The organism is Nostoc sp. (genome assembly GCF_036917395.1).
In the GTDB taxonomy this organism is placed as follows: domain Bacteria; phylum Cyanobacteriota; class Cyanobacteriia; order Cyanobacteriales; family Nostocaceae; genus Nostoc.
The window spans coordinates 200,763-212,046 of record NZ_JBALDI010000077.1 but is presented as its reverse complement, the minus strand read 5'-3'; the positions used below and the strand labels follow the sequence as shown (position 1 = coordinate 212,046).

General features: G+C 42.8%; 9 protein-coding genes and 2 pseudogenes. 9 read left to right on the top strand and 2 right to left on the bottom strand.

Annotation, left to right across the window (positions count from 1 at the left end):
• The first annotated feature begins 1,002 nt into the window (after positions 1–1,002).
• The 4 genes and pseudogenes from V7K46_RS26500 to V7K46_RS26485 form a co-directional block, all read left to right on the top strand.
• Entirely contained in the window at positions 1,003–1,572 is a 570-nt protein-coding gene (locus V7K46_RS26500; RefSeq protein WP_335118479.1) for a photosystem I assembly protein Ycf4, read from the top strand.
• Between the two features lie 120 nt (positions 1,573–1,692).
• Positions 1,693–2,493 carry a peptidylprolyl isomerase gene (locus tag V7K46_RS26495; protein WP_335118477.1) on the top strand — a complete coding sequence of 267 codons (801 nt, stop codon included), beginning with the start codon at positions 1,693–1,695 and terminating at the stop codon, positions 2,491–2,493.
• Positions 2,494–2,672: 179 nt separating this feature from the next.
• On the top strand, positions 2,673–3,815 hold the full coding sequence (locus V7K46_RS26490; RefSeq protein WP_335118474.1) for a beta-ketoacyl-ACP synthase: 1,143 nt from the start codon (positions 2,673–2,675) through the stop codon (positions 3,813–3,815).
• Between the two features lie 581 nt (positions 3,816–4,396).
• Positions 4,397–4,600: pseudogene (locus tag V7K46_RS26485) on the top strand (glutamate dehydrogenase); the annotation flags it as partial.
• Between the two features lie 197 nt (positions 4,601–4,797).
• Here V7K46_RS26485 and V7K46_RS26480 read toward each other — a convergent pair.
• Complete coding sequence (locus V7K46_RS26480) at positions 4,798–5,937, bottom strand: Gfo/Idh/MocA family protein (protein WP_335118472.1); 1,140 nt, start codon at positions 5,935–5,937, stop codon at positions 4,798–4,800.
• 397 nt (positions 5,938–6,334) lie between these two features.
• Between V7K46_RS26480 and V7K46_RS26475 the strand changes: the two genes are divergently transcribed.
• A complete protein-coding gene (locus V7K46_RS26475) occupies positions 6,335–6,460 on the top strand; it encodes a hypothetical protein (RefSeq protein WP_335118470.1) in 126 nt (41 codons plus the stop codon).
• 223 nt (positions 6,461–6,683) lie between these two features.
• Positions 6,684–7,196: pseudogene (locus V7K46_RS26470) on the top strand (DUF29 domain-containing protein).
• 56 nt (positions 7,197–7,252) lie between these two features.
• Here V7K46_RS26470 and V7K46_RS26465 read toward each other — a convergent pair.
• A complete protein-coding gene (locus V7K46_RS26465) occupies positions 7,253–7,468 on the bottom strand; it encodes a hypothetical protein (protein ID WP_335118468.1) in 216 nt (71 codons plus the stop codon).
• A 256-nt stretch (positions 7,469–7,724) separates the two neighbouring features.
• Here V7K46_RS26465 and V7K46_RS26460 point away from each other — a divergent pair, with 256 nt between their 5' ends.
• The 3 genes from V7K46_RS26460 to minC all read left to right on the top strand — a co-directional run bounded on the left by V7K46_RS26460 (position 7,725) and on the right by minC (position 11,089).
• A complete protein-coding gene (locus tag V7K46_RS26460) occupies positions 7,725–8,387 on the top strand; it encodes a hypothetical protein (protein ID WP_335118466.1) in 663 nt (220 codons plus the stop codon).
• 183 nt (positions 8,388–8,570) lie between these two features.
• Positions 8,571–9,911 (top strand): four-carbon acid sugar kinase family protein, encoded by a 1,341-nt coding sequence (locus V7K46_RS26455; protein ID WP_335118464.1) that lies wholly within the window; start codon positions 8,571–8,573, stop codon positions 9,909–9,911.
• Positions 9,912–10,060: 149 nt separating this feature from the next.
• A complete protein-coding gene (gene minC / locus V7K46_RS26450; protein WP_335118462.1) occupies positions 10,061–11,089 on the top strand; it encodes a septum site-determining protein MinC in 1,029 nt (342 codons plus the stop codon).
• Positions 11,090–11,284 lie beyond the last annotated feature (195 nt).

Genomic DNA, 11,284 nt, shown 5'->3' with positions numbered 1-11,284 from the left:
GACCAACCTACGAATACGAAGCGATCGCGCTTGAGCCAGTCGTCTAGAACGTCAAACCACCCTCTACTAGGGGCGCGTCCAACTGCGATGGTCATCGGACTAAAATCCTCTTTTTTTACTAAAATTGCAACGTTTCTAAAGCAGTACGGAGAGCCGATGTAACCGACTGCGTGAGGAATTAACGTTTTTTTTGACAATCTCAACAGCGTCAAAGCTACTGAGATTCTGAGAATTTGCTGATCAGTGAAATCAGCATTTCTCTTTCTTTATGCCATTACACGTACCATCGGCTAGTAATCTAGCTTGTGGTAACTTAATGATTCTTAACTTATCACACTAGTCGGGGTTTTTGCCTGATAGACAGAAGCAAATTAGGTATTAAACGCGAAGCTTATAAATAATATGAATATCAGAAATTTTACAATTTGACACAAGTTTTCTCAGAAATGTAAGAAAATTTAGTGCAGATGGACGTAGGTAGGTAACTCATTCCCAAGAGGTCAAAAAGGGGCAGGGGAGCAGGGGGCAGGGGAGAAAGAATTTTTCTCAGCTACTGAGTGAAAAAATTATATAACGTGCCTTAACAAATTATATGGATTATATGGGTAGGAGGAACAGGCAGGGGCGCAGTTAAGTTTTTGTCAACAATGTTTGGTAAAATGTGGATGGTTACTTCGCCGCCCCGGTCGTTGATACACCTCTGGAAAACCTATGTGAAACGTTGGACAAGGGGAAAGGAAGTTGGCACATCTTGACTAATACAAATAGCCTAAGTGGTTTGTCCCATAGTGCAAGTAAGCCAGCATCATCTAGGACAGTAAAATTTGTAGCATACAAGGTAAAAAATTCATAGTCTGCGGTAAAGTATCCCGTGGACTTAAAACCTAGCTCTCAGTGCCTCCTAAGCAATAGCCGGATTGGCACAGAGAGGCACCACTCTATGCAAAAGCATTCAGTGTACGAGTATGTCACAGCGAGTATCTCAAGGGCAATGGTAGTTCAATGATGGCATCAACAACGATTAACAAAGGCGATCGCCTCCTGCATCAAAATGTTCTCGGTTCTCGTCGCTTCAGTAACTACTCCTGGGCAACTATCGTTACCTTGGGAGCCAGCGGCTTTTTATTGGCTGGGATATCCAGTTATTTAAAAGTTAATTTACTCATAGTTTCCGATCCAACTAAACTGGTATTTGTCCCCCAAGGATTGGTGATGGGATTATATGGCACTGCTGGCTTGCTATTAGCCACATATTTGTGGCTAGTGATTTTATTAGATGTAGGTGGCGGTTACAACGAATTTAATCAGGAAACTGGCACAATCAAAATCTTCCGTTGGGGATTTCCTGGCAAAAACCGCCGAATTGAGATTGACAGCCGCATAGAAGATGTGCAATCTGTGCGAATAGCCGTCAAAGAAGGTCTTAATCCCCTTCGCGCCCTCTATCTACGCATTAAGGGCCGGCGAGATATACCCTTAACACGAGTTGGACAACCGTTATCTTTAACAGAGTTGGAAACAGAAGGCGCAAAGTTAGCCCGCTTTTTGGGAGTGTCACTAGAAGGGCTGTAGGGGAGTGGGGAGTGGGGAGTGGGGATGAAGGAGTAGGGGAGGCAGGGGAAGAAGAATTATTGATTAATGACCAATGCCCCTCGAAACGATAAGATACTCTGGTTAAATCGGTAACAGGCAATGCGGTTAAAAATTTCACAATTTTTGCTTTCTCTTGTGATTATCACTGCTTTGATGTTGGGAGGATGTTCCACACAGCAAGTCGCTTCTAATACGTCTTCTCCAAGCTCGACACCTACCTCGGCTACAAGCCAGGCAAGCACCAAGACGACTACTGAAGCAACATCTGTATCTCAAACTATTAGTGAGAGTATTCCTGGAATCACAGATTTACCAAGGCTCGAAGGCAAGGCTACTGTAGTGCTCACGGTTAAAGGTTCGCCGATTACTATCGAAGTAGACGGCACTGATGCCCCCATTACAGCTGGCAACTTCGTAGATTTAGTGCAAAAGGGTGTTTACGATGGTTTAGCTTTCCATCGAGTTGTGCGCGAACCCCAACCGTTTGTAGTTCAAGGGGGCGATCCCCAAAGCAAAGACCCGAAAATTCCAGCAAATAGACTGGGAACCGGTAGCTATATTGACCCAAAAACGGGAAATGCTCGCTATATACCTTTAGAAGTTAAATCAAAAGGTTCAGATACTCCGATTTACAATAAACCATTTGATGCTAGTGCTCAACCTGTCGTATTGCCCCATAAGCAAGGTGCAGTAGCAATGGCGCGATCGCAACCACCAGACTCTGCTTCTGCCCAGTTTTACTTTGCTTTAGCAGATTTGGCCTTCTTGGATGGTAACTACGCCGTGTTTGGCAATGTCACTCAAGGCTTCGATGTAGTGAACAAAATTCAGCAAGGCGATCGCATTGAATCCGCTAAAGTCACCCAAGGTGCTGAAAATCTGAAAACACCAGGGCAGTAAAAGGAACAGGGGAGATGGGCGAGATGGGGGAGATGAGGAAGTTTATTAGACATATCCGCGAATTAAATCTCGAAGGGTTATAAATCGAGAATCAAAACCTAATTTCCGAACAAATGGATTGATAATTACGCTTCCTCATCCCCCATATCTCCCTCATCCTCCTCATCCCAAAATTCAAATTGGTTAAGGTTTGTGTAACTGGTATTGGTTTAATTTCTGCCTTGGGTGGAAGCTTAGAGGATAGTTGGCGAAATTTGCTAGCAGGTAAATCTGGAATTCGGTTGCATCAACCATTTCCAGAAATTACACCACTTCCTCTAGGTTTGATTGCTCAACAACCATCTGAATTGCCAATGTTAACTCAGATGGTTGTTGCTTCTGCTTTGCAAGATGCTGGGTTAGTTTCACATGCAGCTGATTGTGCTGTAGTCATTGGATCGAGTCGCTCTTATCAAGCGTCTTGGGAGATGCTGGCGCGGCAAATGTATGAGGACACGGGCTTCGCCGTGTCCTCTTTTGGAAATTGGCTAGATACATTACCTCACATGAATGCGATCGCAGCTGCAAGACAAATCGGTGCATCTGGGATAGTTTTGGCACCGATGGCAGCTTGTGCAACTGGAATTTGGTCTATTGCCCAAGCAGCTTTGCTGATCCAAACTGGGCAATGTCAACAGGCTCTAGCTGGTGCAGTGGAAGCGCCGATTACACGTTTAACTTTAGCTGGATTTCAGCAGATGGGTGCTTTGGCGAAAACTGGCGCTTATCCCTTTGATTTGCATCGGGAAGGCTTAGTTTTGGGCGAAGGTGCAGCTGTGTTTGTCTTGGAATCAGCAGAGTTCGCAAAACAGCGTCAAGCAAAAGTGTATGGTGAAATTCTCGGTTTTGGTTTAACTAACGACGCATATCATACCAATTCACCAGAACCTCAAGGGAAAAATGCGATCGCTGCCATCAAACAATGTCTAGAACGTAGTTGTCTCTCACCAGCCGATATTGATTATATTCATGCTCATGGCACAGCTACCCAGCTAAATGACCGGATAGAGAGCATGGTAATCCAGGGTTTGTTTCCCCAAGGCGTGGCAGTTAGTTCCACCAAGGGAAGCTCAGGTCATACACTAGGAGCATCTGGAGCCTTGGGTGTAGCTTTTTCTCTCATGGCATTAAAGCATCAAATTTTACCACCTAATCTAGGATTGCAGCAGCCAGAATTTGATTTAGATGTGGTTACAGCAGCCCGTCTAAGTAAAGTTAGGCAAGTATTATGTTTGAGTTTTGGCTTTGGGGGACAGAATGCTGCGATCGCGCTAGCAAGGTAAAAACTTGTGGGTTTAACTGTTTAAGCAACATTATATATAAGTTTTAATTAAGTATTTATTTATGTATAAACGTTTGCTGCAAACACTGAAGCTATTATAAGTTTTAATTAAGCATTTATTGCTCATATATAAGCGTTTGCTGCAAACACTGAAGCTATTATAAGTTTTAATTAAGCATTTGTTGCTCGTGTATAAGCGTTTGCTGCAAATAGTCAAGTTGCTGTTACCAACGTTGAAGCATTTGTAAGAAATAATCAATTTTTTGTTATTAACGCTTAAGCATTTACTGCAAATACTCAGGCTGCTGTTACCAACGGTAAGGGATTTCTAAGTAAAAAATATCCAACTATTTCTTGTGGGATGGGCGTCTCATACCATTTCATTTTAATAATGATACAAATACGTTGGTGGGGGCATGGCACATTGGTGTCAACTTAAGCAAAAACTCCTTTAAAATCTCGTTAAGAGCCTCTGGCTGGAAATGCTCTTTCATTGCGGCTCTGCCGCAAGTCTTGAGGCAGAGCCTCCCATTAGGCATTCCCAGTCGGAGACTCTTAACGAGGCAATCTCTGAAGGACTGTTATTTGGAATGGGTGCAGGGTCTTTCCTATGTATTTTGGGATGAGGAACGCGTCAACCGCGAAATGGAGTATTTGATGGTGCAAGCTTACCGCCGGGTGATTCAGCATTCGTTGGTACGGCAAATTCCTTTAAGGTTAGCAGCTTACACACTGGGGGTAGGTAGAGTGGCGCAGGCGTTGACTGATAGAGGTCTTTATCCTTAAGTTTTTATATTTAGTTGTTCACGGGGCTGAATAGATCATTGTCGGCAATAATTGTACTTGATCCGCCATTGATTTACCTGCCTTTTTTTGTTGAGCGATCGCTACAACATGAACTGTATTAATCGGATGAACAAGGGGATTTTGCCCCTTGTCTCACCAAGCTGATATTATTTGGTCAAAGGATACTTCAACCTAACTTACGACTCCTGAGAAGGTGCAGCAGCATTAATCAGGTCTGGCGTCTCCTCAATAGGAGGACGTTGAATAGTTTGAGCCGATGTGGGACGTTGATGGCGTAGTTTACCGCCGCAGGCATCGCGAGTTTGGATCTGCACAGGTTGACGCGTCTCAATTGACTTGTAGAGCGCTTGAATAATCGAAACATCAATCAACCCCTCCGTTCCAGATGGCTCTGGGTTTTTATCTTGCAGAATACAATCAGAGAAGTAGATAAATTCAGCTGCTAGTTGATCGTGATCCTCAAAAGTACGCTCTTGGGTTTCACCATTAATTGTTAGGTAGTGCTTCAGTTCTCCCTGCCAAGCATAGGCAGATTCTACTCGCAAATCGCCTTGAGTACCTACAATCTGATAGCTCGAAACACTTGCCCCTCCAAAGCTACAGGTAAATGTTGCCAATCGCTCATTGGGAAAACGCAAGATGACGCTAGTCATTTCTTCCACTTCGCTGAAGCGTTCTTCTCCCTTATTGGCAGCTACAGCAAATACTTCAATTGGTTCATCTTGCAATAGATAACGTGCAGCATTAATGCAGTAGATGCCAATATCATAGAGCGTGCCACCACCTGTGGCATCTCGTAAACGAATATTGCCTTCTTCTACTTGCTGAGTAAAAACCGAGTTGAAAATCCGTGGTTCACCAATTTGCTTTGAGCGGACAATTTCGACTGCTTGTAAATTGGCTTCTTCTAAATGTAAGCGGTAGGCAATCATCAGCTTCACATTGTTGTCATTGGCAGCTTTAATCATTGCCTCACACTCTTCTTCAGTCGTTGCCATTGGCTTTTCACATAACACATGAATTGCCTGATTAGCAGCCCGTACAGTGTACTCGCAATGCAAGTGATTGGGCAGCGCAATATAAACGGCATCAACCTCACCGCTTGTCAAACAGTCCTCATACTGCTCGTAGGAGTAAGTATGCTTAATCCCATACTTTTTGCTCAGTTCTTCGCTTTTAGTGGGGTCATCTGAAACCAGTGCCACTAATTCCGAGTTTTCGGCGTGGACAAAGGAAGGCAAGGCGGCTTCTTGAGCAAACCAACCTAAACCAACAACGGCATAACGAATTTTACGCTGATCATTTGTAGCAGTCATTTTTATACCTCATGATGAATAGCTTGGTAATTTTTAGGGACTTCCAGTTAAAAAAATATCCCATTGTAGGGGCGCAAGGCCAAGATCCCCTACAAATGTACAAATAATTTTGGATAATTTATTTTTTGTCAGTCCCTAATGCCCTAATTACGTGCAACTTATGGCTTGTTTTTCTACTTCAATTAATGAAAGAATATTTGTTGCTTTAGTTTTAGCTATCTTTTCCCTTCACTAATAATCGATTTCTAGGGCTGAAAATTTGGAGGTTGATGAATGATATCTCGTATATTCTCAGTGACTTGGTAAATTAAAACCTCATTCTTTCAGTAAGCTTTAGTTCAGACTTAAGGAATATTTTTGGTATTGCGCCCTAACTGAAATTCATAACCTTGGCGTGATGGATACTGAGTACGGAGCATTAGCAGCCCAAGGCTACGACCCCAACCTGGAACACCAACTGAAGATTTCCCCACAGACCAGTCGCTTATATAATCAACCAACAACTCAACTTTCTTTATTATGATGGTGTCACAGGGAGTATTTTTATTTTGGTCAGGACTTACGCACAGCTAACGGAAAATCGAACCACAGAGGCGCAGAGGTCACAGAGAAATGAGAGTTTGAGAGATATTTTGCGTAAGTCCTATTGGTGAGAAATTGGAGGCAATGAGTATTCCCAACCTGAAGCACAATTGGTGTACAAAACACACTGTGTCTAATACAAATTATCGGAGTTTAACAAGTGTATGGTGAACCAAATACAACCATCAACTCAGACTTTATACGACCAAGATTATTACCTTTGGCTCAGGACAACCATCAACTAACTTCGCACTAATCAGTTTTCATCTGTAGATTTAGATAACTTAATTGAAGAGTTGGAAGATATAGGCAGGAGCCAGAAGCGAGCAATTGAAAGTTTATTAATTAAGCTTCTTGAACATCTACTAAAACTCAAGTGTTGGGATGAGGAACGAGAACGTAATTAAGGGCATTGGAAAGGGGAAATTAGGACTTTTCGCAGAGAGATTAAAAAAGCTTTTAAAGATAGTCCTAGCTTAAAACCTTACATTTTAGAAATATTTGATCAATGTTATCAAGACGCAAGGACAGAAGCAAGCGATGCCTACGGCGGTAAACTACGCTCTCAACTTTGCATTGACATATTCCCCTTGATACCGATTGGTTCTTTAGAGCAAATTTTAGATGAAAACTGGTTTCCCGAATATAACCACAATCATCATGCTAAAGCCGATTAGAATAGATACTTAACTTGTGCTGACCGCATAAAGGATCATAACCTAAATCAAATATCTCATAGGTCAACTTGAGTTTCGTCCACTAGATAGTCAGCCTGACGAATAGCTTGTCCATAGGCTAAAACCTCTTCAAAAGCTGGCTCATCCTTAAACGAACCTGTTATTTGTTGTAACCAGTTAGCCAACTGGGAATCAGCCAACTGCTTTTGTAATTCCGCAATAGCCGCTTCTACAACCATCAGACGCTGCTCAACAGACGCATTTGTTAACATAAAGTTTTTCTATAGATCGATTGGAGAATCTACTACTTGTGAACGCAAAAAAGGTGGTTATGGCACTAAAATGATGGATGCGATCGCCTCTGAACTTCCAGATGGTGCATGGCAAATGTCAGCTTTGCCTGATGGACAAGTGCAAGTTACACTGAGTTGGCGTTTATCCTAAGTTGATCTGGCTCAAGAAATTCATCCACGCCAAACCCGATTAAAATGAATACGCAACTTGCGCTTCCTCAAGGAGTATCAATCCGTGCAGCCGGACTTAATAGGCTTGGAAATTAGTAAGGGGGAATTGAGACGTTTAACTGGGTTCGATCCAGAAGACGTTTTTAGACCTTCTGTTTTGCGAGATAGCAAGAAGCGATTAGGGTTTTTGATCAATGAAATGCTGGTGACACTGGCGCTAACGCCAATAATTGTTGGCTTTGTTTACGCGTTTATTATTCTGCCGACAATTGGATCTTCAATTCGACTAGGAATTCTTTTACTAATTCTAGTGCCAATCCCGATATTAGTTGGACGAGCGCTCTGGCGGCAATTGACCTGTCCCCAAGGACTGACAATACTTTTAGATGAAGTTGATAAATATCATGACCTGATTGGTGCCATATATATTAATGACCAATTGGCAGCATCAGGAAACGTAGAAAGCAGTATCCATGATCGAGATCAAGTAACCGCCGCCCTGCAACTAATTAGAGAAGATTTAGTCCGCGCTTTGAAAACGGAACGAATTTTGCGAGATAATAAAAAATTGCTTGCTAATAATCAAGAGTTATTTGTCAATAATTTAGCCAGTCTGCAAGCTTTACAACTTAGTAGTCAAGCAGGCGAATATGCTCAACTGTTAAATCAATCATTGCAAATTGCGATCGATGTGCAAGCAGAAATCAGAAAATTGCAGAAAGGGTGAATTGATGTTTGAAAAGTCACAAATGATACTGACAGACCTCTCTTTTTTGAGGAGAAAGGCTTTGAATCTCTCCCCAACCCTAGTAGGGAAGGGGGTAGGGGGTTAGGTTGCAATTTTTGATGTTTAGCAAAATACTTTTCAAATCCGAACTTTCCTAAAAAACAATCGTCCCGTTGACTTAAAATGAGCAACAAACCAAAAATAATTGTCCTGGATGATGACCCTACAGGTTCTCAAACAGTCCACAGCTGCTTGCTGCTAATGCACTGGGATGTGGACACTTTACGTAGCGGGTTGCAGGATGATTCGCCGATTTTCTTTGTGCTGACTAACACTAGATCACTAACCCCAGAATCAGCTGCATCTGTGATCAAAGAAGTTTGCCATAACTTGAAAATCGCCTTGAATGCTGAAGGAATTGACGATTTTCTGATTGTCAGCCGTTCTGATTCTACTTTGCGAGGGCATTATCCCATTGAAACTGATGCGATCGCACAAGAACTCGGCCCCTTTGATGCTCATTTTCTCGTACCTGCATTTTTTGACGGCGGACGCATTACCCGCGACAGTGTGCATTACTTGATTATTGCTGGTGTACCCACCCCAGTGCATGAAACTGAATTTGCCCGTGATTCAGTCTTTAGCTACCATCACAGTTACTTACCCAAGTATGTCGAAGAAAAGACTCAAGGACGAATTAGTGCCGAGGCTGTAGAAAGGTTTCTCCTGGCCGATATTCGGGCTGGTAATCTAGAACGCTTGTTAAAACTGAGTGGTAATCAGTGCGCTGTCGTCGATGGTGAAACTCAAGCTGATCTCAACCGCTTTGCAGTAGACATATTAGCAGCAGCAAGTCAAGGGAAACGCTTTCTGTTTCGCAGTGCAGCCAGTATTTTAACAGCTTTAGCCGCTTTACCACCTCAACCCATCGCCGCCGAAAACATGGCGCAGTACGTGCGCCAAGGCAAACCAGGTGCGGTAATTGTTGGTTCGCATGTAAAAAAGACTACTCAGCAATTAGCAGCGCTATTGCAAGTAGAAGGAACTGTGGGAATAGAAGTAAATGTAGCACGATTACTTGATCAGGGGGCAGATGAATCTGCGGCACTGCTAACTGAAATCAAAGAAAGTATACGAGCGGTACACGACGCTGGCAAAACACCAGTGGTTTATACTAGCCGTCAGGAACTGAGTTTTAAAGATGTCAACACCCGATTGGAGTTTGGGGCAAAAGTTTCAAGTTTATTGATGGATATTGTGCGGGGTTTACCATCTGATATAGGATTTTTAATCAGCAAGGGTGGTATTACCTCAAACGATGTTTTGAGTACTGGACTAGCCTTAACTTCAGCCCGCTTACTCGGTCAAATTTTAGCTGGTTGTTCAATGGTCTTAACGCCATCCGATCATCCCCAGTTTCCTAATTTGCCTGTGGTGCTGTTTCCAGGTAACGTCGGCGATGCTGATGCCTTGGGGATAGTTTATCAGAGGTTAACCGTGCCAATTTTAGATTTTAGATTTTAGATTTTAGATTAAAGGATCTTTTGGTTCATGTCAGATTAACGTCCTGCTACGCGCTTTCACCTTTTGTGGGTGACACTAATCCAAAATCCAAAATTGAAAATCCAAAATCTGTTGGCTAAAACTGTCCCTTGTCTTTTCGCTAGTACTGCATGAATTCTGATTCTGCGATTCCCAATCTAAAGTCAAATTCTGCACTTCCTGATGCAGAACCAAACTCTATCCTTTCTGAGGTAGAGGTAAATCCTACTGTTTCTGATTTAGAGTCAGATTCTATCCTCCCGGATGCTGAGTTAAATTCTGTCCTCCTTTATTTAAAATCAAATACTGTCCTTGCGGATGTAGAGTCAAATCCTGCTAACCCAGATGTAGAGTCAAATCCTGATGCGGGATCAGATTTTATCCTGACTGATTTAAATCCCGATGAGTTAGCATTACCAGGGCATCGTGTAAATTATAATACTCAAGTCCAGTTAAAAAGTCAGGAGGGACGGCTGTTATTAATTTTGCCTCCGGAATCTCAAGGATCAACCTCAGAACTCAGTTGGTCTGATATTTGGCAACAAATAAGGCAACGTTTGAATGCAGGCGATCGCTTCCGTATATCTAACACACCTGTACATCTAATGGCACAAGACCGCCTAGTAGATACCAGGCAACTGCAAGAACTAGCCGAGGCTTTGAGTGAAGTTCAACTCCGGCTAATATCTGTCTCGACGAGTCGTCGGCAAACTGCGATCGCTGCTGTGACATCTGGGTATTCTGTAGAACAACTACAGCCCGTAACAACTCTTGTTTCAGAGTCCAAAGCTACAGCAACACCCCAGGCAGATGCTCTCTATCTAGAAACAACAGTCCGCTCTGGAGTAGAAATTCGTCATCCTGGTACAGTAATTATCTTGGGAGATGTAAATCCAGGTGGTATTGTAATTGCAGATGGAGATATTATCATCTGGGGTCGTCTACGTGGAATTGCTCATGCTGGGGCCGGAGGCAATCGTGAGTGTCTGATTATGGCTTTGCAAATGGAACCTACCCAATTGCGGATCGCAGATGCTGTAGCTAGGGCACCAGAAAAATTACCCATGCAATTTTCTCCAGAAGTGGCACATATTATGCCCCAAGGGATTCGCATCGCTAGGGCTAGTGATTTTTCTAGAAACCAATTTACTAAGATTTAATCAGTAGCCCTGAATATTTACTTAAAGAATGAAGAATATGAAGGATGAAATATAGCGGTTTTCATGTAGATGGAATACACTACTCTAATCCCTTTGTCCTAGCGAAGTGTATTGCACACAACCGAGTCTAGACGCAAAGTGGCTTGTCGCCAGATATCGCAATAAAAAAATATTCATCCCTCGCCCGAATCACGG

What these genes read in the sequence shown, in the direction of transcription:
- minC (WP_335118462.1), top strand. Translation starts at nt 10,061, where the DNA reads ATGAATTCTGATTCTGCGATTCCCAATCTAAAGTCAAATTCTGCACTT.
- V7K46_RS26475 (WP_335118470.1), top strand. Translation starts at nt 6,335, where the DNA reads ATGGATACTGAGTACGGAGCATTAGCAGCCCAAGGCTACGACCCCAAC.
- V7K46_RS26465 (WP_335118468.1), bottom strand. Translation starts at nt 7,468, where the DNA reads ATGTTAACAAATGCGTCTGTTGAGCAGCGTCTGATGGTTGTAGAAGCG.
- V7K46_RS26480 (WP_335118472.1), bottom strand. Translation starts at nt 5,937, where the DNA reads ATGACTGCTACAAATGATCAGCGTAAAATTCGTTATGCCGTTGTTGGT.
- V7K46_RS26495 (WP_335118477.1), top strand. Translation starts at nt 1,693, where the DNA reads ATGCGGTTAAAAATTTCACAATTTTTGCTTTCTCTTGTGATTATCACT.
- V7K46_RS26500 (WP_335118479.1), top strand. Translation starts at nt 1,003, where the DNA reads ATGATGGCATCAACAACGATTAACAAAGGCGATCGCCTCCTGCATCAA.
- V7K46_RS26455 (WP_335118464.1), top strand. Translation starts at nt 8,571, where the DNA reads ATGAGCAACAAACCAAAAATAATTGTCCTGGATGATGACCCTACAGGT.